The following is a 22831-nucleotide window of genomic DNA, read 5'->3' on the forward strand; positions in this document are numbered from 1 at the left end:
CTGCCGCAGGGGGCGCCACGAGTGCTCCCCGCGGCGGGCGTCCCGCAGGGGTGGTCAGCCCACCTTCTCCAGCGGTGCCGGCACGTTGCGCTCGGCGACCTCGGGATGGCGGTTCTTCAGCACCAGCCAGCCGGCGCCCAGCGCGGCGGCCCAGCCGGCCATCACGTAGAGGCAGACGCGGGAGTCGCCGTCGTACGCGATCAGGCAGGTCACGAAAAGAAGGAAAACGATGGCGATCCAGCTGCACACCGCGCCGCCCGGCGCCGGGAAGGCGGAGGCCGGCAGACGGCCCGCGTCGACCGCGCGGCGGTAGAGGACGTGACTGATCAGGATCATCAGCCAGGTCCAGATGCCGGCCGCGGTGGCGACGGAGGTGACGTAGCCGAACGCCTTCTCCGGGACGACGTAGTTGAGGATCAGGCCGATGCCCATGAAGAGGACCGAGACGGTGATGCCGAGCGCGGGGGTCTTCGACGCGGACAGCCTGCGGAACGCGGCCGGGGCCTCGCCGCTGTCGGCGAGGGTGCGCAGCATGCGGCCCGTGGAGTACATGCCGGAGTTGCAGGAGGACAGGGCGGCGGTCAGCACGACGAAGTTGACGATGCCGGCGCCGGCCGGGATGCCGATCTTCGCGAAGGCGGCGACGAACGGGGAGACGCCCGGGGCGAACTCCGTCCACTTCACGACGCAGAGGATCACCGTGAGCGCGCCGACGTAGAAGAGGGCGATGCGCCAGGGAAGGGTGTTGATCGCCTTGGGGAGGGTCTTCTCCGGGTTCTCCGACTCGCCGGCGGTGACGCCGACCAGCTCGACCGCGAGGTAGGCGAACATGACGCCCTGAAGGGTCATCAGGGAGGAGCCGACGCCCTTGGGGAAGAAGCCGTCGAACTGGTAGAGGTTCGCGACCGACGCGGTGTCACCGGCGGAGCTGAAGCCGAAGGTGAGGACGCCGAGCCCGATCACGATCATGCCGATCAGGGCGGTGACCTTGACCATGGAGAACCAGAACTCCAGCTCTCCGAAGACCTTCACCGAGATCAGGTTGACCCCGAAGAGGATCACCAGGAAGACGAGTGCGGTCACCCACTGCGGGACCTGCGGGAACCAGTAGTTCACGTAGATCGCGGCGGCCGTCAGTTCGGCCATGCCGGTGACGACCCACATGAGCCAGTACGTCCAGCCGGTGAAGTAGCCGAAGAACGGGCCCAGGAACTCCCGGGAGTACTCGGCGAACGAGCCGGAGACCGGACGGTAGAGCAGGAGCTCGCCGAGGGCCCGCATGATGAAGAAGATGATGCCGCCGGCGAGGGCGTACATCAGGATGAGGCTGGGACCGGCCTTGGCGATGTTCGCCCCGGCGCCCAGGAAGAGCCCGACGCCGATGGCGCCGCCGATGGCGATCATCTGGACCTGGCGGCTGCCGAGCCCGCGCTCGTACCCCTCTTCGGAGGCTTCGGAGGACTTCTCCGACGTGTCGACCTGAGCGGAGGTCATGTGTGGTGTGCGCCTTTCTCCATGCCGACCCGGGCCTCTCGTCGGCCTCGGATCGGGTTTCGATCCCCCCCGGATTGCTGGAGCGAGCGGGCTCGGGGAAGTCCGGGTGCGCTCCCGTGCCGGGCGGCGTGGGGGCGTGCTCGGGCTTTCCCGGGTCCGCTAAGCCTGACCGGTGGTGGCCGGTTCGGTGGCGCACCCGGACGTACACGTGGGTGGTGTTCGCCGGGCGGTCGTGAAGATTTATCACGGCCGCAACATTGATCACCGGGTTCCAGCGAAAGGGATTGTGGCGCACACCACTGGAAGAAGCGGACAAAGTGCGGCCGAAAAGGCCATAACAGGCCGCAACGGTGACGGGATCGTTATCCGGATTTGAGCGTCCTCTGAGCGAACGCGAAATCTGGACGAATTACGGCATCAGGGTGGCGACCAGGGTCTCCTGGAGGCCGCCGAGCCACAGGTAGGCCATCACCATCGGCTTGCGCGGGTCCTCGTCCGGGAGCCGGTAGAGCAGGTCGGTGTCGTCGTCGTCGGTGATGTCGAGGCGGGAGCCGATCGCGAGGCGCAGGTCGGTGAGGGTGCCGAGCCACCGCCGGGACTCCTCGGGCGCCAGCTTGAGGACCGCCTCGCCCTTCTCCCCCGGGGCGAGGGCGTCGAGGCAGCGGATCAGCGAGAGGGCGTTCTCCCGCTTGCCCGCCCTGAGGTCGTTCTCGGTGAAGCGGCGGAACTCGGCGGAGTGGGCCTGCCGCTCCTCGGCCTCCTCCGGGGACCGCGGGGGCCGCTCCGGGTCGCTGTAGGCGTCCGGGAAGAGCCGGCGCAGCACCGGGTCGGCGGGTGCCTCGCTGGGACCCTCGGCGAACAGCTCGGCGAGCGGGTCGTCGGGGGCGTCCTCTGCGGGGCCGGGGCCGATGAGCTCCAGGAGCTGGACGGCCAGCGACCGGATGATGGAGATCTCGACGTCGTCGAGAGCGACGGCCGCGCCGCCGCCGGGGAGCGGTTCGAAGATTCCAGGCATGGAGGGGATTCGCTGCTTCCGGAGCTGATCGGGGCTGGTCGAGCTGGTCGGGGCCGGTCGGAGAGGGGCGGGGAGGGCGGCTACTTCCGGTCCTGCTGGAGGGTGGCCCACAGGCCGTAGCCGTGCATCGCCTGCACGTCGCGTTCCATCTCCTCGCGACTGCCGCTGGAGACGACTGCCCGGCCCTTGTGGTGGACGTCCAGCATGAGCTTGGTGGCCTTGTCCTTGGGATAGCCGAAGTACGTCTGGAAGACGTACGTCACGTAGCTCATGAGGTTGACGGGATCGTTGTGCACGAGCGTGATCCACGGGACGTCGGGCTCAGGGACGGCGAAGGCCTCCTCCGCCGACTCGGTGCGTTCGATCTCTACGGGAGCGGGTGACGTCACAAGGCCCATGCTGCCACGGGCCCCTTAAATCGTCACACTGACGCGAAGGGGTGTAGCATCCCCTTCCATGAACACAGCGGACCTTGGGCTGCCGGTGGATGTTCCCTCGACGGCGCTCTTCACGGACCAGTACGAGCTGACGATGCTGCAGGCGGCCCTGAAGGCGGGTACGGCCGAGCGGCGGAGCGTCTTCGAGGTCTTCACCCGGCGCCTGCCCGAGGGGCGCCGCTACGGCGTCGTGGGCGGCACCGGACGGGTCCTGGACGCGGTGGAGAACTTCCGCTTCGACGCGGACGTCCTCCGTTTCCTCCAGGAGCGGGCCATCGTCGACGGGCCGACCCTGGAATGGCTCGCCGGCTACCGGTTCAGCGGCGACATCTGGGGCTACCCCGAGGGCGAGGTCTACTTCCCGGGCTCGCCGATCATGCGGGTCGAGGGGTCCTTCGGGGAGTGCGTGCTGCTGGAGACCGTGATCCTCTCCGTCCTCAACCACGACTCCGCGATCGCGGCCGCCGCCTCCCGGATGTCCTCGGCCGCCGGGGACCGCCCGCTGATCGAGATGGGCGCCCGCCGCACCCACGAGCTTGCCGCCGTCGCCGCCTCCCGCGCCGCCTACGTCGGCGGTTTCGCCACCACCTCCGATCTCGCGGCCGGTTTCCGCTACGGCATCCCGACGGTGGGGACGAGCGCCCACGCCTTCACCCTGCTGCACGACCACGAGCGGGACGCCTTCCGGGCCCAGGTCGACTCGCTCGGCCGGGGCACCACCCTGCTGGTCGACACCTACGACGTCGCCGAGGCGGTCCGTACGGCCGTCGAGGTGGCCGGGCCCGAGCTGGGCGCGGTCCGCATCGACTCCGGCGACCTGCTGCTGGTCGCCCACCGGGTGCGCCAGCAGCTGGACGAGCTGGGCGCGACGAACACGAAGATCGTCGTGACCTCCGACCTCGACGAGTACGCCATCGCCTCGCTGGCCGCCGCCCCGGTGGACGCGTACGGCGTCGGCACCCAGCTGGTGACCGGCTCCGGGCACCCCACCTGCTCCATGGTCTACAAGCTGGTCGCCCGCGCCGAGTCCGCCGACCCCAAGGCACCGCTGGTGCCGGTCGCGAAGAAGTCGTCGGGCGGCAAGACGTCCGTCGGCGGCCGCAAGTGGGCGGCGCGGCGACTGGACGCCGACGGGGTGGCGCAGGCCGAGGTCGTCGGCACCGGGGAGGTGCCGGCCGGCCTGGTCGACCGGCAGCTGCTGGTGGAACTGGTGAAGTCCGGCGAGGTCGTCGCCCGCGAACCCCTGGACGCGCCCCGTGCCCGGCACCAGGCGGCGCGGGCGAACCTGCCGCTCTCCGCGACCCAGCTCTCGCGCGGGGAACCGGTCATTCCGACGGAGTACGTGCAGGGGCGCTCGGGTAGCTAGAGCAAGTGCCCGCGTACGCGCCCCGCAAAGCCCCCTCCCCTACGCCCCCGTAAGTCTCTACGCTCGGAGGTTCAGGCCGGGCCCGCACCCCTTCTTTCCGCGTCTTGCCCCTCGACGGACCCGATATCGAATGCGAAGGACACCGACCATGCGCCGCGCCTTGATCGTCGTCGATGTGCAGAACGACTTCTGCGAGGGGGGAAGCCTGGCGGTCGCCGGGGGTGCCGATGTGGCCGCCGCGATCACGGAGCTGATCGGGCAGGCGCCCGCCGGCTACCGCCACGTGGTGGCGACCCGCGACCACCACATCGCGCCGGGGGGCCACTTCGCCGACAACCCCGACTACGTGCACAGCTGGCCGGCGCACTGTGTCGCCGGCACGGAGGGGGTCGGCTTCCATCCGAACTTCGCCCCGGCGGTCGCCTCCGGGGCGGTGGACGCGGTGTTCAGCAAGGGGGCGTACGCCGCGGCCTACAGCGGCTTCCAGGGGGTCGACGAGAACGGCGTCAAGCTGGCGGAGTGGCTGCGGGCGCGGAAGATCGACGAGGTGGACGTGGTGGGCATCGCGACCGACCACTGCGTGCGGGCGACCGCCCTGGACGCCGTGGAAGAGGGCTTCCGGACCCAGGTCCTCCTCGACCTCACGGCAGGGGTCGCCGAGACGACCACGAACCGCGCCCTGGAAGAACTCCGCGAGGCAGGCGTGGAACTGACCGGCAAGCCGGTGGTGTAGAAACCGCCGGTCACCTTCACTTCCGCCGCAGCGGCGCTCAGCCACCACGACGGACTCCGGCGGTACCGAACCGGCCGGTGAACACCTACGGGCCGGTGGGGGCTGGTCGCGCCCACGCGGCGGCAGCCGCACATCGGCACAGCCCCGCGCCCCTGGGTCGGCTTCCCTGGTCGGCGCTGAAGGGCCCGCGCCCCCGGGTCGGCTGCCCTGGTCGGCGCTGTGGTGGTTACGCCGCTGTCGGTCTGCGGAGGAGGGATCTGATCGGTCTCCAGAGCTCCAGGGGGGTGACACCGTTGTCAGGGGCCGTTCGCCATATGAGGCCGTCGGGGTGGTGGAGGACGGCGGTGATCTCGTCCGGGGTCGGCGGGGCGGCGTTGCCCCGCAGGTAGACCGCTCGCATGCCCAGGTTGCGGAGCCTCGTCAGGGCTCGGGCGCGGTTCTGGGCGTGGACCAGTACACGGACGGCGGACGAGCTGTCCGCGGTGGTCGGGCTGGGCAGGTTCAGCGCCACCACCACTCTGCCGTTCGGCAGCTTGCAGAACCCTCCTGCGGCCATGCGGTCATACCCCCGTGTGCGTCGGTGTCAATAAGAAAGCCACAGGACGCACCTAAGCACGAGCGGCGGCGACCCGCCAAGGGGTCGCCGCCGATACGTGTCTGACCTGCGGAAATGCGGATTACTTCACTGCGGGGCCGACCTGGAGGGAGATCGTCGAGCCGTCGCGGGCCTCCGTGACGATGTTGATCTTCGTGTTGGTGTCAGTGATCTTGACGCCGCCGGCCGGGTTCGAGGCGTCGTAGTAGTCGCTCTTGTGGTCGTTGAAGACGGACACCCCGGAGGACTGCCTGATCTTCGTCGCCACGTCCGCCTTGTGGAGGGTGATGCCGTCGCTCGCGTAGAGGCTGAACGGCGAGTCGTAGGCCTGGACGCGGTTGCGCATCAGCGTGCCGTCGGACCACTTCAGCGCCGTCGGGTGCGAGTCGATCGGGAGGATGAGACCCGTGCCGGGGTGGACGCTGGTGTTGTTGTCCGCCTCGGAGGTGTCCCACTTCCAGATCAACAGACCGTTCTGGTACGGGTAGTGCTCCACCCAGTCCGGACGCGTCGTCGAGAAGCCGAAGTTGTACGGGCCGACCTTGAGGGTCTTGTCGTACGACACGTACTGGCGGTTCTCCGCGATGTAGTACTGCGCGTAGTCCTTGGTGAAGGACGCGCCGATGCGGGAGAAGCCGGAGGCGGTCCAAGCGGCGTCCGCGGACTCGGCGTTGTCGGCGAAGACCGTCGAGCCGTCCGCGGTCAGCGTGATCTCGTCGGCCGCGAAGCCCTTGAGGGCGACCCCGCCGTCGGTCTGGTAGCGGAAGCGGAGCTGGATCTTCTGGCCCGCGTAGGCGTCCAGCGGGTACGACAGCTTGGTGTACGCGTCGACCGAGCCGGTGAGCGCCGGCTTGTCGCTGCCGTCGCGCGGGATGGCAGCCCCGTTCACCGTGCCGTCCAGGGCGGTCCAGTTGGCGCCGCCGTCGGTGGAGACCTCGGTGTAGAGGTAGTCGTAGCCCGACTCGATGTCGTACCAGCCGTCCAGGTTCAGCGTCGCGGACGACTTGCCGGTCAGGTCGACGTCACGGGTCAGCGTGTTCTTGAGGTTGTCTCCGCTGCCGCTCCACCACTGGGCCGAGCCCTCGGCCGGGGTGACCACCGTGGTGGTGACCGCCTTGTCGGGGAGCGAGACCACCGTGGCCTGCTTGTCCTTCGTGTTGTACTCGGCGACGCCCAGTTTGTGGCTGGACTTCGTGCCGGCCTTGGCCACGTCGTAGTTGAGCCAGCCCAGCTGGAGCTTGTCCCAGGCGTTCATGTCGCCCGGCAGGTCGCCGATGGCCTCCTTGCCGGTGCCCAGCCAGGAGCCGGAGGACATCAGGGTCCAGAAACCGGTGGAGTTCTCGCCGCCGTTGGTGTCGTACTCGTCCGGCAGGCCGAGGTCGTGCCCGTACTCGTGGGCGTAGACGCCGAGGCCGCCGTTCTCCGGCTGCATGGTGTAGTCGCCGACCCAGATGCCGGTGTCGCCGACCTGGGTGCCGCCGAGCTTGTTGTTGTCGGGGCCGGTGGCGCCGGCGTCGGTGCCGAAGGCGTACCAGCGGTGCGCCCAGATCGCGTCGGTGCCCTGCGCGCCGCCGCCCGCGGACTCGTCCTCGCCGGCGTGCACGATCTGGAAGTGGTCGACGTAGCCGTCGGGCTCGTTGAAGTTGCCGTCGCCGTCGTAGTCGTAGCGGTCCCACTGGTCGTACTGGGCGAGGTCCGCCTTGATGGCGGCGTCGGACTCGCCGGCCGCCTTCTGGTCGGCGACCCACGCGTTCAGGCCGTCGCGCACCAGGTTCCAGACGCTGGAGCAGGTGGTTGAGCCGCAGGCGTTGTTGCCGTAGCGGGCTTCGTTGTAGGGGACCTTGACCCAGTCCGTGACCTCGCCGTCGACCGAGTAGCGGCCCGAGGACTGCTTCTCGTAGTACTTCTTCAGCGACTCGGTGTTCTTGCCGGTGCCGAAGTAGAGGTCCTGGAAGTGCTGCTGGTTGTAGTCCGCCTGCCAGGCCGTGGAGTTGTCCTTGGTGCGGTCCGGCTCGGCTATCTGGTTGTGCAGCGGGCCGGTCGTGCCGCCGTACCGCGGGTCCGTCTGGTCACCGAACTCGACCAGGATCGTGAAGATCTTGTCCGTCTTCTCACGGCCGAGTTCGACGTACTTGCTGTCGCCCTTCTTGCCCTTGAGCTGGACGACCTTGGAACCGTCGCGGTCCTTGACCTGGGCCTTGCCGGATATGACCTGGTCGAGGGCTTCCTGGCGCTGGGCCTCCTGGGTCTTGCTCAGGGGGCCGTCGAGGTCGTGCTCCTCCTGCTTCGTCGACGGGTCGTGCCGGTCGACGGTGCTGGTGGTCGCCGCCGCGGTCGCGGCCTCCGCGACCGCGAAGGTGGCGAAGCCGACGGAGGCGGTCGCGAGCGTCACGCCGACGGCGAGTGCTCTGAACGTCCAGGGTCTGCTGGTCACTTGAGTTCCTCCCCCGCGCCGCGCGCACGGCAAGGAGGACCGGGTGATGGTTGGGGGTCCGTGCGCGCACGTTCAACGCGTCGATTCAAGTGACGACATTTGACTACTGGTTTACGAGAAAAGACAGACCTTGACTCGGACTGTTCAACTGCACTATGCGGAGCGGAAGTTCGCTTTACGGACACCGGGCCGCGACGGTACCCCCGAAGCACCCCTCTCAACCGGCGCGCATATGCCGCGCGTTGCCGTATGCCATGCGACCGTGCGCCCCCTGTGCACCGGTACCGTGGGTTAGGTCACGCTTACCGGTCGTTCCGCTCGGGCATGCACGCGAATAGAGTCGAACGGTGGAACGCCCGGAAGCCGGTGGAAACCAAGGCCGGTTCCCCGTCTCACCCCCACATCTTCCGAGGACACGATTGCCATGCCTCGTCCGACCCCGGCACAGCTCGTCTACGGTTCGTGCACCGTGATCTGCTCGACGCTCGCCATGCTGCTGCTGTCACAGACGAGTTCGGGCATCGGGATCGCGGTCATCGCGCTCGCGGCGCTCGGTCTGGGACTGCTGGTCGCCATGACGGTTCCGCTCCCCCGGCCGCGCACGGTCGCACAGTCCCGGCCCGCCCCCGCCGCACCACCCGAGGTGCGGATCCCCGTGCACCGGGAGACCGTGGCCGCCGCCACGGCCGAGCCCGTCCGGGAGCCCACCGCGCCCTGACGCCCGCACACCAGTGAAGTCGGCGGATCCGTGAGACTGACGGACCCGCCGACTGCCTGTGCGCCCCCTGTGCCGGAGCTCGCGGTGCCGGAGCTCGCTATGAGCTCGTGCTGACCACGACCGTCTTCGCGGCCTTGTCGTGCAGCCCCTGTTTGTACGGCTTGTCGAAGTAGCTCCAGCCGCCGCAGATCACCGTCCAGATGCAGGCGCAGCAGAAGGCGAACGGCACCCACAGCACGAGGGCGCGCAGCAGCGAGGTCTGGGCGGAGGGCGTGGCGCCGTCGGCCAGGTTGGCGACCCGCATGCCGAGCCACTTCATGCCGAGGGTCTGTCCCGACCTGGCGATCAGCAGGGTGTCGTAGGCGACGAACAGGACGGCGGCGACGAGCGACTGGACGAAGGACCGGCCGGCCGAGATCCGGTCGCCGTCCATCTGGTACTCGCTCACCCCGAACACCCAGGTGAGCAGGACGACCACGATGCCCACCAGGATCATGTCGATGATCCGCGCGAGGGTGCGCTTGCCGCTGTCGGCGAGCGGCGGCATCCCGGCGAGGGGGTCGGCGGGGTAGCCACCGCCGCCATAGGGGCCACCGCCTCCGTACGGGCCGCCGTCTCCGTGGGGGCCCTCGCCGTAGGAGGGCGGCGGGGGCTGCTTCCTGAACGGATCGTCGTCCGGAGGCTCTCCTGAGCCCGGGGGCGGGGGCGGTTCGGTGCTCATGGCCCGAGTGCACCGCGAAGCGGCCGGCTCCGCATCCGGCGAGCGGCCGTACGGGGTACGAAGGCCCGGACACGACCGCCCCGGTACGACGGCCCGTCAGTCGGCGACGAAGGTGTGCGCCGCCTTGTCGTGCCAGCACTGGTGCCAGGGCCGGTCGAACAGGCACCAGGCGACGCCGACGATCCCGATGCCGAGCAGGCCGGGCACGGTGTACACCAGCCAACGGCGCAGGGAGGCGCCGAAGGCGGGCGGCTCGTGGCCCTCGATGTCCCGTACCTCCAGGCCGAACAGCTTCTTGCCGAGCGTCCGGCCCCATCTGGCGGTGGGCAGGACCTCGTAGAGGACGCCCGCGAGGAGCAGGACGGCGAGCACGATCCCGAGGTACACGCCGGTCGTGCCGTCGAGCAGCCAGACGGTCTCGGTACGGCCGGAGAGCTTGGCCGCGTCGATCTTGTCCTGCACGTGGTCGGCGGCCCTGGTCCCGAACGGCACGGCGGCGGCCGCGGTGACCGCGCCGACGACCAGGCTGTCGACGAGCCGGGCGGCGAACCGCTTGCCGAGCCCGGCGGGCCGGGCCGCCGCCTGCCGCCGGGCGGCCGCCTGGAAGGGGTCCTCCACCGGCGGCTTCCAGGGGGCGACCTGCTGGTCGCCGGCGAGCTGGTGCACCTGCTGCGCCCAGGAGGACTGCCCGCCGCCGGCACCGGCGGCCATGGGGGCGGCGGGAGCCGTCGGGGGCTGGAGCGCGGCGGACTGCTGCGGCGGGACGGCGGGGGCGACGGACTGGGGAGCGGCGGGCTGGGGGGCCGCGACGGGTGCCGGGGCGGGTCCGGACGGTGTCTGGGCCGCGGCGGCGCGGGCGGCGGCCGCCTTTCCGGCACCGAAGCCGGGGCGCGGCGGGCCACCGGTTCCGGCGGTGCCGGGAGCGCCGACCGGACCCTGCGCGCCGAGACCGGCCGCCCCGCCGGTCGCCCCACCGGCCCCGCCGGCACCCTGGCCGGCCGCACCGGACCCCCGGTTCGGCGTGCCCTCGTCCCGGATCGGCCGGAAGGTCAGTGTGCCGTCGTCCATGGGCGGCCGGGCCGCAGGTGGGGTCCCCGCGGGGCCGACCGTCGGCCTGCGGAAGATGAACGTGCCGCCCGAGTCGACGTCCCCCTGGTCCGCCGGCGGGATCGACGCCGTGCCGTCGGTGCGGGACGAGCGGCCGTCGGGCTGGGCCGGGGAGCCGGCCGCCCGGGGGTCGGTGCCCCAGGGGCTTCCCTCGGCCGCCCAGCCGGAGGCACCGCGCGGCTGCGGGTCCTCGTCGAAGAAGTGCGGACCGGTCTCCTCGACCGCCGAGACCGCTGAAGCCCCCGAGACCCCTGAGGCCGCGGGAGCCGCGGAGGGGGCGCCGGGCGGGGCGACGAGGGGTTCGCCGTCGGACGGGGCCGGGCGGCTGGTGCCCGGCACCCACGCGGCGCCGTTCCAGTAACGGACGTAGCCGGGGATGGACGGGTCCGGGTAGTAGCCCTCGCGGGGCCGTTCGTCACCGGGTGCCGGGGTTGGGGCGGTCATGTCCGTCATCCCGTATCTGCTCGGGGGTGATGTGGAAGCCTCCACATCTATCAGACCCGGGTGCCCGTCACCGCCAGTCCCGCAGGACCCGCCCCTTTCCGGGCAGCCGTGTGCACCCCCTTCACCGCATCGGAAAAAAATCTTCCGGAACCCGCGTAATGCTTGCCGCCCCACCCGCTCTCCACTCGTACGGGCCCATCCGCGGGCGCCCGCACGACTGACCGAGAGAGGAACCGAACGTCATGCATCACACCGTGGTGGAGCGCGAACTGGAGCTGCGGCTCGTCCTGTCCCCCGAGCGGAGCATCCCGGTCCCGGCCCGGCTGGCCTACCGCTCCGACGACCCCTACGCCGTGCACGTCAGCTTCCACATCAACTCCGAGTTCCCGGTCCACTGGACCTTCGCCCGCGACCTGCTCGTGGAGGGGGTGTTCCGGCCGAGCGGGCACGGGGACGTGCGGGTGTGGCCGACGAAGGCGGAGGGCCGCAGCGTCGTGCTGATGGCGCTGAGTTCACCCGACGGAGACGCCCTACTCGAAGCCCCGACCACCCAGGTGTCCGCCTGGCTGGAGCGGACCCTGCGGGCGGTGCCCCCGGGGAGTGAGGCCGGGCGGCTGGGGATCGACGAGGCGCTCGACCAGCTGCTCGCCCAGTGAGGGCCCCGCCGTATGGGATCGGAACGACCGGGACGGGAACGGCCGGGATCAGAACAGCTTGCCGGGGTTGAGGATGCCCAGCGGGTCGAAGACGTGCTTCACGGCCCGCTGCATCTCCACGCCCACCGGTCCGATCTCCCGGGCCAGCCACTCCTTCTTGAGGACGCCGACGCCGTGTTCGCCGGTGATGGTGCCGCCGAGTTCCAGGCCGAGGCCCATGATCTCGTCGAAGGACTCGCGGGCGCGCCGGCACTCGTCGGGGTCCTGGGCGTCGAAGCAGACCGTGGGGTGGGTGTTGCCGTCGCCCGCGTGCGCGACGACCCCGATGGTCAGCCGGTGCTTCGCCGCGATGCGCTCGACGCCCTCGATCATGTCGCCGAGCCGGGAGCGGGGCACGCACACGTCGTCGATCATCGTCGTGCCCTTGACGGCCTCCAGGGCGACGAGCGAGGACCGGCGGGCCTGGAGGAGGAGCTCGGACTCGGCGGCGTCGTCGGCCGGGACCACCTGGGTGGCGCCCGCGGCCTCGCAGAGCTTGCCGACCGCGGCGAGGTCTCCGGTGGGGTCCGGGGTGTCGAAGGCGGCGAGCAGCAGGGCCTCGGTGGACTCCGGCAGGCCCATACGGGTGAGTTCGTTGACCGCCTTCACGGTCGTACGGTCCATCAGTTCGAGCAGGGACGGCACATGACCGCCCTCCATGATCCGGCACACCGCCTCGCAGGCGGCGGCCGCGGAGCCGAACTCGGCGGCCAGCACCAGCTGCTGCGGCGGCTTCGGCTTCAGCGCGAGCACGGCCCGTACGACGATGCCGAGCGAACCCTCGGAGCCGACGAAGAGGCGGGTCAGGTCGTACCCGGCGACGCCCTTCGCCGTCCGGCGGCCGGTGGACATCAGCCGCCCGTCCGCGAGGACGACGTCCAGGCCGAGCACGTACTCGGCCGTGACCCCGTACTTCACGCAGCACAGGCCGCCCGACGCCGTCCCGATGTTGCCGCCGATCGTGCACATCTCCCAGCTGGAGGGGTCCGGCGGGTAGTAGAGGCCGTGCTCCTCGACGGCGCGGGAGAAGGCGGCGTTGACGACGCCGGGCTCGACGACCGCGATGCGGTCCACCGGCGAGATTTCGAGCACGCGGTCCATCTTCGTCAGGGACAGCACGATGCAGCCGTCGGTGGCGTTGGCCGCGCCGGACAGGCCGGTGCGGGCGCCCTGCGGGACGACCGGGACCCGTAGCTCGGTGGCGACGCGCATGACGTGCTGGACCTGCTCGACCGTGCGCGGCAGCACGACGACGGCCGGGATGCCGGCCGGGCAGAAGCTCGCCATGTCGTTGGCGTAGGAGGCGGTCACGTCGGGATCGACGAGGACCGCGTCGACCGGCAGACCCGCGAGGAGCCGGTCGGTGAGGTTGCTGGTTGCCTCGTCCCGAGGCGCTTCGATACGGCTCATGATCACAGCGTCGCACTCGGGGCCATCGGTGTGAACCCCACGCATCTCCTCCTTGGGCCGCCCGGATGCCATGGTCGTATTGACGCACAGTGTGCGTCATGTGCGCGCTGGATGACCGAACGTCCCCACCTGCCACCTCGCTGCTTCAGGAACCGGCGCCACCGCGCCGCCGCGGCCGGGTGCTGCGGCGGCTGCTGGTCGTCGCGCTGGCGGGCGGAGTGGCGGCCGGCGGCACGCTGATGCTGCGGCCGCGCGAGCCGCACCGGGCCGCACCGGCACCGGCCGCCGGGCCGCGGGCCCAGGCGGGTGCGCGGGCGGCGGCGCTCACGGCGGCGCAGACGGCCGTCCTGAGCGGCCTGCCCGCCGCGCTGCCCGACGTCACGGCGCTCATCGGCGCCCGCGAGGCGCGGGTGCGGGCGCAGCCGAAGGACGCGGCGGCCTGGGCGGTGCTCGGGGCCGCGTACGTCGAGCGGGCGCGCCGGACCGCCGACACGGGCGACTATCCCCGGGCCGAGCGCGCGCTGCGGACCTCCCTCAAGGTGGCCGGCAGGAACACCACCGAGGCGCTGAGCGGACTGGCGGGCCTGGCCGTGGCGCGCCGGGACTTTCCGGAGGCCAAGCGGTTCGGTGAGCAGGCGCTGAAGGCGGCGCCGAAGCGGTGGTCGGCGTATCCGGTGCTGATCGACGCGTACGACGGGCTCGGCGACTACAAGGCGGCCCGGTCCGCGCTGGACAAGCTGACGGCGCTGAAGGTCGGGGCGGACGTGAAGCCGGCGGTGATGGCACGGGCCTCGGCGGTGTACCGGGACCGGGGCTGGCGCGAGGACGCGGTGGCCCAGGTGACCGACGCGGCGGCGGCCGCCCGGACGCCCGCGGAGCAGGCCGCGTATCTGTGCCAGGCCGGGCAGCTGGCCTGGGAGCGGGGCGACCGGGACGACGCGCTGCGGCACTTCGCGGCGGCCGTACGGCTCGACCCCGAGCAGTCGGCCGCGCGGGCCGGGCAGGGGCGGGCGCTGGCCGCGCTGGGCCGGACGCAGGAGGCGCTGACCGCGTACCAGGGGGCGCTCGCGCACCGGCCGGCTCCGCAGGTCGCCCTGGAACTGGCCGAGTTGTACGAGTCGCTGGGGATGGGACGGCAGGCGGAGGCGCAGTACGAGCTGATGCGGACCCAGGTGCGGCGGGAGCTGGAGGCCGGGGTCGACGACGATCTGGTGATCGGTCAGTACGAGGCGGACCACGGGGAACCGCAGGAAGCGGTGCAGCGGCTGACGGCCGAGTGGGAGCGCCAGCCCGGCATCGAGGTCGCCGACGCCCTCGGCTGGGCCCTGCACCGGGCCGGCGACGACAAGGAGGCGCTGCGCTACGCCTCGATCGCGACGGACTCGACGAAGGGCGGCGGGGTGCGCAGCGCGCCGTACGCCTTCCACCGGGGCATGATCGAACGCGACCTGGACCTGGAGGCCCCGGCCCGCCGCCACCTCCAGGACGCCCTGCGCACCAACCCGTACTTCTCCCCCCTGCAGACCCCGGTGGCGAAAGCCACCCTGACCGCCCTGGGCAGCCAGCCACCGGAGGAACCCCTGCCGGGCTGACCGGTCACAGGTTGCCGCGGCGGTCCTGTTCCCGTTCGATCGCTTCGAAGAGGGCCTTGAAGTTGCCCTTGCCGAAGCCCATGGAGCCGTGCCGTTCGATGATCTCGAAGAAGACCGTCGGCCGGTCCTGGACCGGCTTGGTGAAGATCTGCAGGAGGTAGCCGTCCTCGTCGCGGTCGGCGAGGATCTTCAGCTCGCGCAGGGTGTCCAGCGGCACCCGGGTGTCGCCGACCCACTCGCCGAGCGTGTCGTAGTAGCTGCCCGGGGTGTCCAGGAACTCGACGCCGGCCGCGCGCATGGTCCGTACCGTCTCGACGATGTCGTTGGTGTTGAGCGCGATGTGCTGGACGCCCGCGCCGCCGTAGAACTCCAGGTACTCGTCGATCTGGGACTTCCTCCTGGCGACGGCGGGCTCGTTGATCGGGAACTTGACCTTGAGGGTGCCGTCGGCGACCACCTTCGACATCAGCGCGCTGTACTCGGTGGCGATGTCGTCGCCCACGAACTCCTTCATGTTCGTGAAGCCCATGACCCGGTGGTAGAAGCCGACCCATTCGTTCATCCGGCCGAGTTCGACGTTGCCGACGCAGTGGTCGACGGCCTGGAAGGTGCGGCGAGCAGGGGGTTCGACGATCGGGGACGCGGCGACGAACCCCGGCAGGTACGGGCCGTCGTACCCGGTCCGCTCCACGAGGGTGTGGCGGGTCTCGCCGTAGGTGGCGATCGCGGCGAGGACGACGGTGCCGTGCTCGTCCTTGAGTTCGTACGGCTCGGCCACCGGCCGCGCGCCGTGCTCGACGGCGTACGCATACGCGGCGCGCGCGTCCGGGACCTCGATGGCGAGGTCGACGACCCCGTCGCCGTGCTCGGCCACGTGCCGGGAGAGGAAGCGGCCCCACTCGGTGTCCGGCCTGATGACGGAGGTGAGGACGAACCGGGCCGAGCCGTTCTCCAGGACGTAGCTCGCGGTCTCGCGGCTGCCGTTCTCCGGTCCGGAGTACGCGACCAGCCGCATGCCGAAGGCGGTGGAGTAGTAGTGCGCCGCCTGTTTGGCGTTGCCCACGGCGAAGACGACCGCGTCCATTCCCTTGACCGGGAAGGGGTCGGCCTGCCGGGCGGTCACAGCGGGAGTGTGGTGTGTGGTCTGCGTCATGTCCGAAGGGTGAACCCGCCCCGCAAGGTGCGCAATAGATGACGTTTCGACTGGGCAATATGCTCAGCGGTACGGCCGTCGTGGCGGACTTTCTGTACAGGGTGACCATCGGAGGCGGGCATGGCGATCGATCATCTGGACGGCCGGATCCTGGTGCTGCTGGCCCGGGAGCCGCGCATCGGGGTCCTGGAGATGTCCCGCAGGCTGGGGGTGGCCAGGGGGACCGTGCAGGCGCGCCTGGACCGGATGCAGTCGAACGGAGTGATCCAGGGATTCGGCCCCCAGGTGGACCCGGCGGCTCTCGGCTACCCGGTCACCGCGTTCGCCACCCTGCAGATCCGGCAGGGGCAGGGCCCGGACGTGCGCGCGCACCTGGCGACCGTGCCGGAGGTGCTGGAGCTGCACACCACCACCGGCACCGGTGACATGCAGTGCCGTCTGGTGGCCCGCTCCAACGCCGATCTCCAGCGGGTGATCGACCGGGTCGTGGGTTTCGAGGGCATCGTCAGGGCCTCCACGGCGATCGTCATGGAGAACCCCGTTCCGCTGCGGATCATCCCGCTGGTGGAGCAGGCGGCGGCGGACAGCGAGGACGGCTGAGTTCCCTCGGGCCTCAGCACCCCCGCAGAGGGCGCGGGGCCGTGTCGGTATGCGGCTCCGCCGCGCGGGCGTGAGCAACCCCCGCCCACCCGCACCCGAAACTCAGCAGCTCGGAACGCTTCTCCCCTTCTCCAACGCCACCAAGTCGGAAACGGCCCCCTTCAGCGTGGTCACCGGCACCAACCGCAACCCCTTCGGCAGCTCCCCCTTCGCATCGGCGCACTCGTCCTTCGGCACAAGAAAGACAGTCGCCCCGTCCCGCCGCGCGGCCTGCGTCTTGAGCCCGACCCCGCCCACGGCCCCCACCGTGCCGTCCCCGCTGATGGTCCCCGTACCGGCGATGTTCCTCCCGCCGGTCAGGTCGCCCCCGCTGCCGTTCCCGTCCAGCTTGTCGATGATGCCGAGCGAGAACAGCAACCCCGCGCTCGGGCCGCCCACATCCGCCAGCTTCAGGGTCACCTTGACGTTGTTCGCACTCAGGTCGAGGTACTTCAGCGCGGCCTGCGCCGCCGCGTCCTGCGACTGCTCCATCTGCTCGGTGTTGTGCTGCTCGATCTCCTTGACGCTGTTGCCGCTCGGGTAGACCGAGTCGCGCGGCATCACGGCCCGGTCCGTCCGGAACCAGCTGCCGATCACATCGCCCAGCGAGACCCGCGCGTCCGGCCCGGTCGCCTCGATCGTCGTCATCCGCAACTGCCCGCTGGTCGTGCGGGTGGGCGCCCCGGCGATGGTGATCACCGGGGCGCCCTTGTTGTCACCGAGCACGTTCGCCGTCATCCCGGGCTGGGCCACCGAGAACGGCAACGGCGCGAAGACGGCCGTACCGATCAGAGCCACGACGGGGACCGCACAGACGGCGATGGCCTGGAGACGCGTGAGACGTGAGAGCACGGAGTCAATCTAACGTGGCGACCTGTTCAGGCCATCGCCCCGACCCCGCTCAACGCAACGCCTCCGCGACCTCCCGGGCCGCGTCCATCACCCGTGCCCCGACCCGTTCCGGCACGGCGTCGGCCAGCATCACCACCCCGACGCTGCCCTCGACACCGGTGACCCCGAGCAGCGGCGCCGCGGCCCCGCTCGCCCCGGCCTCCAGTTCGCCGTGGGTCAGCGTGTACCCGGGGTCGTCCCGTGGCGCGTGCCGTGCGGCGAGGATCGCCCTGCCGGCGGCCCCGCGGTCCAGCGGGTGCCGGAACCCGGCCCGGTAGGCCACGTGGTAGTCGGTCCAGGTCGGCTCGACGACCGCGACGGCGAGCGCCTCGGTTCCGTCGACCAGCGTCAGATGCGCCGTCGCCCCGATGTCCTCGGCGAGCGAACGAAGCGCCGGCAGGGCCGCTTCCCGTACGAGGGGATGGACCTGCCGGCCAAGGCGCAGCACCCCCAGCCCGACCCGGGCTCGCCCGCCCAGGTCACGCCGTACCAGCGCATGCTGCTCTAGCGTGGCCAGCAACCGGTACACCACGGTCCGGTTGACGCCCAGTTTGTTGGATAGCTCGGTGACGGTCAGCCCGTGGTCCGTGTCGGCCAGCAGTTTGAGGACGCGCAGTCCCCGGTCGAGCGTCTGAGAGGTCTCCGCGGTCACGACGCCCACTCCTTAGGTGGTGAGGTCGGCAGCCTCCGTCGCGGCGGATGCGTCGCCGAGTCCCGTCAGCGACGCGCTTCAGAGGCCGCCGATCGGCAGGACGGCCCGGCGGCTCCGGGCCCAGTCGCTTCACGGCTGCGCTCCGCGGCGGCGCTGCCACGGGGCGTGTGCGTAGCCGGACAGTAGCGAAGGGGGTTCGCTGAGCGGAAGTCTCCGTCCAGAATCCGGTCAGGCATCGGTATGGACTACTGCGGATTACACCGGTATGTACACAGCGCTTCCGACCGACTACCGCATCCGGGTGGCCCACTCCTGCACCTTGGCGATCCGCTGCCGCAGCTGCCCCGCCGTGGCCTCCGCGCTCGGCGGCCCCCCGCACACCCTGCGCAGCTCGGTGTGGATCACCCCGTGCGGCTTCCCGCTCTGGTGGACATACGCGCTGACCATCGTGTTCAGCTGCTTGCGCAGCTCCATCATCTCCTTGTGGGAGACGACGGGCCGCCGTTCCGCGGGCAGTTCAAGCAGGTCGGCCTCGGTGTCCGGTTTCTTGCGGCTGTGCGCTATCTGCCGGGCCTGCCGCTTCTGCAACAGCAGCTGCACCTGGTCGGGTTCGAGGAGCCCCGGAATGCCGAGGTAGTCCTGCTCCTCCTCGCTCCCCGGGTGGGCCTGCATGCCGAACTCGGCGCCGTCGTAGAGCACCCGGTCGAAGACGGCCTCGGACTCCAGCGCCTCGAAGGCGAACTGCTCCTGCTCTCCGGTGTCCTCGTCCTGCTCCTTGTTCGCCTCCTCCATCTCCTTCTCGGACTCGGCGTACGGGTCCTCCTCGCCGTCCTTCTTGGGCTTGTCGAGGGCGTGGTCGCGCTCGACCTCCATCTCGTTGGCGAAGGTCAGCAGATCGGGGACGGTCGGCAGGAACACGGACGCGGTCTCGCCGCGGCGCCGGGAGCGCACGAACCGGCCGACGGCCTGGGCGAAGAAGAGGGGTGTGGAGATGGTGGTGGCGTAGACGCCGACGGCCAGCCGGGGGACGTCGACGCCCTCGGACACCATGCGCACCGCGACCATCCACCGGTCGTCACTCGCGCTGAAGTCGTCGATCCGCTTGGACGCGCCGGTGTCGTCGGAGAGGACCAGGGTCGCCTTGGACCCCGTGATCTCGCGGATCAGCTTGGCGTAGGCGCGGGCGGAGTCCTGGTCGGAGGCGATGACGAGGGCGCCCGCGTCCGGGATGCCCTTGCGCACCTCGGTCAGCCGCTGGTCGGCGGCGCGCAGCACGGCCGGCATCCACTCACCGCGCGGATCGAGCGCCGTACGCCAGGCCTGGCTGACGGCGTCCTTGGTCATCGGCTCGCCGAGCCGGGCGGCGATCTCGTCACCGGCCTTCGTCCGCCAGCGCATGTTGCCGCTGTAGGAGAGGAAGATGACGGGCCGCACGACATGGTCGGCGAGCGCGTTGCCGTATCCGTACGTGTAGTCGGCGGCCGAGCGCCGGATCCCGTCCTGCCCCTCCTCGTACGTCACGAAGGGGATGGGGTTGGTGTCGGACCGGAAGGGCGTACCGGTCAGGGCCAGCCGCCGGGTCGCCGGCTCGAACGCCTCCAGGCAGGCCTCGCCCCAGGACTTGGAGTCGCCGGCGTGGTGGATCTCGTCCAGGATGACGAGGGTCTTGCGCTGCTCGGAGCGGTTGCGGTGCAGCATGGGCCGCACCCCGACACCGGCGTACGTCACGGCGACCCCGTCGTACTCCCGGCTGAGCGGTCCGGCGCTGTACTCGGGATCGAGCTTGATCCCTATCCGCGCCGCGGCCTCCGCCCACTGCTTCTTCAGGTGCTCGGTGGGGGCGACGACGGTGACCTGCTGCACCACATGGTGGTGCAGCAGCCAGGAGGCGAGCGTCAACGCGAACGTCGTCTTCCCGGCGCCGGGCGTGGCCACGGCCAGGAAGTCACGCGGCTGCTCCTGGACGTACTTCTCCATGGCCCCCTGTTGCCAGGCACGCAGCTTGCTGGCGGTACCCCAGGGCGCCCGGCCCGGGAAGGCCGGCGAAAGGTGATGGGAGTTGGAGGAGGACGGGGAAGCGGCGGTGGTAGTCACGGTCTCCGTAGTAAGGGGGTCGCGAGGCGTACGGGGGTCGGGCGGCTGGGTATGACAACCGGGCCACCCTACCGGCGCGCCGCGGCGGTCAACGCGCGGACAAGGCCGCCTCGTCCCCGGGTGGGACCCACGTCACAGATCACGAAGCCGCCGCGCGATGGCACCGATGTCGCTCTCCGCGCCGGAGGCCACATCGACGACCAGGTCGTACGCCGTGTCCTGGGCCACGTCGGTCGGATCGACGCCGTTGACGGCGAGAAAGGTGGCCGTGGCCAGCCAGGCGGTGCGCTTGTTGCCGTCGACCAGGGGGTGGTTGGTGGCGAGTGCGTGCAGCAGCGCGGCGGCCTGCCGGTACCGGTCCGGGTAGGCCGCCGTACCGAACATCCTGGCGCGCGGCCGGTGCACGGCCGACGCGAGCAGCCCCGGTTCCCGGGTCTCAGGCGCGCGTCCGCCGAACGCGACCTCGGCGATGGCGGTGACCTCGGCGACGGTGAGGAAGCGGGTCCCGTCCGGGCTCATTCGCCCAGCCTCCGCAGCAGTTCGGCGTGTGCCAGGGCGAGCCGCTCTGCGACGGTCCTGACTCCCGCCGCCTCCTCCCGCAGATACCTGTGCAGGGCGTCCAGCGCCACCTCCTCGGGCTGCCTCGCCTGCGCGTCGGCGAGGTCGTCGAGGGCCTGGCGGGTCGCCGGGTCGGGAAAGAGGGTCAGCTCGGGCATACGCGGAGCGTAGGGCGCGCGGCCACCGGGCGACGACCGGTTTACGAGGCCCGGTCCCGCAGCCGTCTCGTCACCCAGGCCCCGGCGAGGGCCGTCACCGCCATCGGCAGGAACACGGCGGCGAAGGCGGCCGGATGGGAGGCGGAGCCGGACGCCCCCGTCATGCTGCCGCCGCCGAGGGAGGCGAAGGCCGCGCCGGTCGCGGCGAGCAGGACGACGTTCGAGAGGGCGTCGGAGATCTGCAGGGCGGCGGAGTTGGCGCCGGCCTCCTCCGGGGCGGAGAGCCGGAGCATCAGCACGCTGGCCGAGGCGATCACCAGGCCCATCCCGAAGCTGCCGAAGCTCCAGGCGACGGCGACGGTCCACACCGGCACGCCGGAGAAGAGCACCGTCGGCGCCGTGGCGATCGCCGCCGCCACCAGCACCATGCCGAGGGTCATCAACCGCTCCCGGTACGGCTCCATCCGCGGCCGCGCCTGCACCCACGAGCCCACCGCCCAGGTGACCCCGCCCGCCGCCAGCGAGAACCCGGCGAGGGTGGGAGACAGCCCCCGTTGAGTCACGAGCATCAACGGCACGAAGGACTCGGCGGAGATGAAGGCACCGGCCGCGACCCCGCGCAGCAGCACGACGGAGGGCAGCCCGCGTGCCGCCCGGCACGTACCCGGGGGCAGCAGCCCGAGCACGGCGGGCACCAGCAGCGCACCGCCGAGCAGTCCGGGTACCACCGACACCCAGCGCAGGTCCTGAGCCGCGTACTGCAGCAGCCCCGCACCGAGCGAGATACCGAAGGCGAGCCTGATCCGCCGCCGGTCGAAGGCCCCGTGGCCCCCTTCCGTCACCGGCCCGCCGGCCCGGCGCCGTATCTGAGGCAGGGCGAGCGCCACCGGGAAGACCACGAGCACCGGAATGCCGAGGAACACCCATCGCCACCCCAGCTGCTCGGTCACCGAGCCCGCGGCCAGCGGCCCGACGATGGACGGCACCACCCAGCCCGCGGCGAACGCGGCCATGATCGCGGGCCGCAACCGCTCCGGGTAGGCCCGCCCCACGACGACGTACAGCGCGACGATGACCAGCCCGCCGCCGAGCCCCTGCACGGCCCGCCCCGCGATGAACACCCACATGCTCTGCGCGGTCCCGGCCACCACCAGTCCGGCGGCGAAGGCACCGATCCCCGTCGTCAGCGCCCCGAGCGGCCCCTTGCGGTCCGACCACTGCCCGGCCAGCACCATCCCGAACAGGCTGGTCGTGAAGTACCCGGAGAACGCGAACGCGTACAGCGACACGCCGTCCAGCTCCCGGGCGGCCACCGGCATCGCCGTGCCGACCGCGGTCGCCTCGAAGGCGATGAGCAGCACGACGGAGACGATCCCGACACTCAGCGCCCGGTACGGCCGCCCCAGCACACCGCCCTCATCGGCTCGGTCGGGCGTCTCAGCTGCGACAACGGCGTCGCTCGGCTCAAGGGCGGTCATGCTGACCACGGTAAGCCCCAATCCCCACTCTGACCCCTGTCGCAAGCCCCACTCCGTCTCCGACCTTGGTCGTACACCCCCGGTTCATGAACGCCGTATGGCAGTCCCATTGCAGCCCCGCCCGTCCTCTTGAGCCCCTCCCCCACGCCCCCGTACCTTCAGATCACCGACACGGTCGTCCACCGTGAAGGAAGAAGTTGTTCCCGGCCGTGTGCCCGAGTGGTTCAGGGACTCGCCTGCAAAGCGAGTTACGTGGGTTCGATTCCCGCCACGGCCTCTACTCATCCGACCAGGAAATGTGAAGGGCGGCACCCCAAGTGGGGTGCCGCCCTTGCGGTCGTCAGTCTCAGTTCCCGTCTCACTTCTCACCCTGGGATCACACTCTGGTACACAGTGAGCCACAGCGGCCGTCAGCGACGTGGATCTCACGAGCGCACGGCGTTGTCA

The 22831-nt window shown here is 71.0% G+C and carries 21 protein-coding genes and 1 tRNA gene; 7 read left to right on the plus strand and 15 right to left on the minus strand.

The genetic code is table 11. The features are described 5' to 3' along the window. Positions 1-54 precede the first annotated feature (54 nt). From OHB00_RS20555 to clpS, 3 genes are all read right to left on the minus strand, one after another. The gene (locus OHB00_RS20555) at positions 55-1494 is read right to left on the minus strand and encodes an amino acid permease (RefSeq protein ID WP_406436354.1); all 1440 of its coding nucleotides are present in this window, start codon (positions 1492-1494) and stop codon (positions 55-57) included. Between the two features lie 409 nt (positions 1495-1903). Then, entirely contained in the window at positions 1904-2509 is a 606-nt protein-coding gene (locus OHB00_RS20560; protein WP_406436355.1) for a DUF2017 domain-containing protein, read from the minus strand. Positions 2510-2589: 80 nt separating this feature from the next. After that, entirely contained in the window at positions 2590-2907 is a 318-nt protein-coding gene (clpS, locus tag OHB00_RS20565) for an ATP-dependent Clp protease adapter ClpS (RefSeq protein ID WP_217545442.1), read from the minus strand. 58 nt (positions 2908-2965) lie between these two features. Between clpS and OHB00_RS20570 the strand changes: the two genes are divergently transcribed. Together OHB00_RS20570 and OHB00_RS20575 are read left to right on the plus strand one after the other, a co-directional pair. Then, positions 2966-4312: a nicotinate phosphoribosyltransferase gene (locus OHB00_RS20570; RefSeq protein WP_406436356.1), complete on the plus strand. Its 1347-nt coding sequence runs from the start codon at positions 2966-2968 to the stop codon at positions 4310-4312. Between the two features lie 148 nt (positions 4313-4460). Further along, positions 4461-5045: an isochorismatase family protein gene (locus OHB00_RS20575; RefSeq protein ID WP_406436357.1), complete on the plus strand. Its 585-nt coding sequence runs from the start codon at positions 4461-4463 to the stop codon at positions 5043-5045. Positions 5046-5271: 226 nt separating this feature from the next. Here the strand turns inward: OHB00_RS20575 and OHB00_RS20580 are convergent, their stop codons facing one another. After that, entirely contained in the window at positions 5272-5601 is a 330-nt protein-coding gene (locus tag OHB00_RS20580; RefSeq protein WP_406436358.1) for a hypothetical protein, read from the minus strand. Positions 5602-5722: 121 nt separating this feature from the next. Then, the gene (locus OHB00_RS20585; RefSeq protein ID WP_406436359.1) at positions 5723-8074 is read right to left on the minus strand and encodes an immune inhibitor A domain-containing protein; all 2352 of its coding nucleotides are present in this window, start codon (positions 8072-8074) and stop codon (positions 5723-5725) included. A 424-nt stretch (positions 8075-8498) separates the two neighbouring features. Between OHB00_RS20585 and OHB00_RS20590 the strand changes: the two genes are divergently transcribed. Then, entirely contained in the window at positions 8499-8792 is a 294-nt protein-coding gene (locus OHB00_RS20590) for a hypothetical protein (RefSeq protein WP_406436360.1), read from the plus strand. 97 nt (positions 8793-8889) lie between these two features. On the opposite strand, the gene OHB00_RS20595 is transcribed toward OHB00_RS20590, so the two are convergent. Both OHB00_RS20595 and OHB00_RS20600 read right to left on the minus strand, forming a co-directional pair. Then, the gene (locus tag OHB00_RS20595) at positions 8890-9513 is read right to left on the minus strand and encodes an RDD family protein (protein WP_406436361.1); all 624 of its coding nucleotides are present in this window, start codon (positions 9511-9513) and stop codon (positions 8890-8892) included. Between the two features lie 96 nt (positions 9514-9609). Further along, the gene (locus tag OHB00_RS20600) at positions 9610-11064 is read right to left on the minus strand and encodes an RDD family protein (protein ID WP_406436362.1); all 1455 of its coding nucleotides are present in this window, start codon (positions 11062-11064) and stop codon (positions 9610-9612) included. 242 nt (positions 11065-11306) lie between these two features. Between OHB00_RS20600 and OHB00_RS20605 the strand changes: the two genes are divergently transcribed. Beyond that, on the plus strand, positions 11307-11720 hold the full coding sequence (locus tag OHB00_RS20605; protein WP_406436363.1) for an SsgA family sporulation/cell division regulator: 414 nt from the start codon (positions 11307-11309) through the stop codon (positions 11718-11720). A gap of 48 nt (positions 11721-11768) precedes the next feature. Here OHB00_RS20605 and OHB00_RS20610 read toward each other — a convergent pair whose 3' ends face one another. Next, positions 11769-13175, minus strand: a complete 1407-nt coding sequence (locus OHB00_RS20610) for an FAD-binding oxidoreductase (RefSeq protein WP_406445902.1) — start codon at positions 13173-13175, stop codon at positions 11769-11771. Between the two features lie 92 nt (positions 13176-13267). Here OHB00_RS20610 and OHB00_RS20615 point away from each other — a divergent pair, with 92 nt between their 5' ends. Further along, on the plus strand, positions 13268-14761 hold the full coding sequence (locus OHB00_RS20615) for a tetratricopeptide repeat protein (RefSeq protein WP_406436364.1): 1494 nt from the start codon (positions 13268-13270) through the stop codon (positions 14759-14761). Between the two features lie 4 nt (positions 14762-14765). On the opposite strand, the gene hppD is transcribed toward OHB00_RS20615, so the two are convergent. After that, on the minus strand, positions 14766-15914 hold the full coding sequence (gene hppD, locus OHB00_RS20620; RefSeq protein WP_406436365.1) for a 4-hydroxyphenylpyruvate dioxygenase: 1149 nt from the start codon (positions 15912-15914) through the stop codon (positions 14766-14768). Between the two features lie 120 nt (positions 15915-16034). On the opposite strand from hppD, the gene OHB00_RS20625 reads away from it, so the two are divergent. Next, positions 16035-16514 (plus strand): Lrp/AsnC family transcriptional regulator, encoded by a 480-nt coding sequence (locus OHB00_RS20625; protein ID WP_406436366.1) that lies wholly within the window; start codon positions 16035-16037, stop codon positions 16512-16514. Positions 16515-16616: 102 nt separating this feature from the next. Here OHB00_RS20625 and OHB00_RS20630 read toward each other — a convergent pair whose 3' ends face one another. From OHB00_RS20630 to OHB00_RS20655, 6 genes are all read right to left on the minus strand, one after another. Continuing rightward, positions 16617-17405, minus strand: coding sequence for a S16 family serine protease (locus OHB00_RS20630; protein ID WP_406436367.1), 789 nt, complete (start codon positions 17403-17405; stop codon positions 16617-16619). Between the two features lie 49 nt (positions 17406-17454). Next, on the minus strand, positions 17455-18096 hold the full coding sequence (locus OHB00_RS20635; protein WP_406436368.1) for an IclR family transcriptional regulator: 642 nt from the start codon (positions 18094-18096) through the stop codon (positions 17455-17457). Between the two features lie 288 nt (positions 18097-18384). After that, positions 18385-20190 carry a DEAD/DEAH box helicase gene (locus OHB00_RS20640; RefSeq protein ID WP_406436369.1) on the minus strand — a complete coding sequence of 602 codons (1806 nt, stop codon included), beginning with the start codon at positions 20188-20190 and terminating at the stop codon, positions 18385-18387. Between the two features lie 132 nt (positions 20191-20322). Then, positions 20323-20709, minus strand: a complete 387-nt coding sequence (locus OHB00_RS20645) for a type II toxin-antitoxin system death-on-curing family toxin (protein WP_406436370.1) — start codon at positions 20707-20709, stop codon at positions 20323-20325. Further along, a complete protein-coding gene (locus OHB00_RS20650) occupies positions 20706-20906 on the minus strand; it encodes a hypothetical protein (RefSeq protein ID WP_406436371.1) in 201 nt (66 codons plus the stop codon). The genes OHB00_RS20645 and OHB00_RS20650 overlap by 4 nt, the downstream gene beginning before the upstream one ends. A gap of 41 nt (positions 20907-20947) precedes the next feature. Further along, the gene (locus tag OHB00_RS20655; protein ID WP_406436372.1) at positions 20948-22384 is read right to left on the minus strand and encodes an MFS transporter; all 1437 of its coding nucleotides are present in this window, start codon (positions 22382-22384) and stop codon (positions 20948-20950) included. Between the two features lie 205 nt (positions 22385-22589). Between OHB00_RS20655 and OHB00_RS20660 the strand changes: the two genes are divergently transcribed. Then, positions 22590-22661, plus strand: a tRNA-Cys gene (locus OHB00_RS20660). The last annotated feature ends 170 nt before the right edge of the window (positions 22662-22831 follow it).

This window comes from Streptomyces sp. NBC_00631, from assembly GCF_045206895.1.
GTDB lineage: Bacteria > Actinomycetota > Actinomycetes > Streptomycetales > Streptomycetaceae > Streptomyces.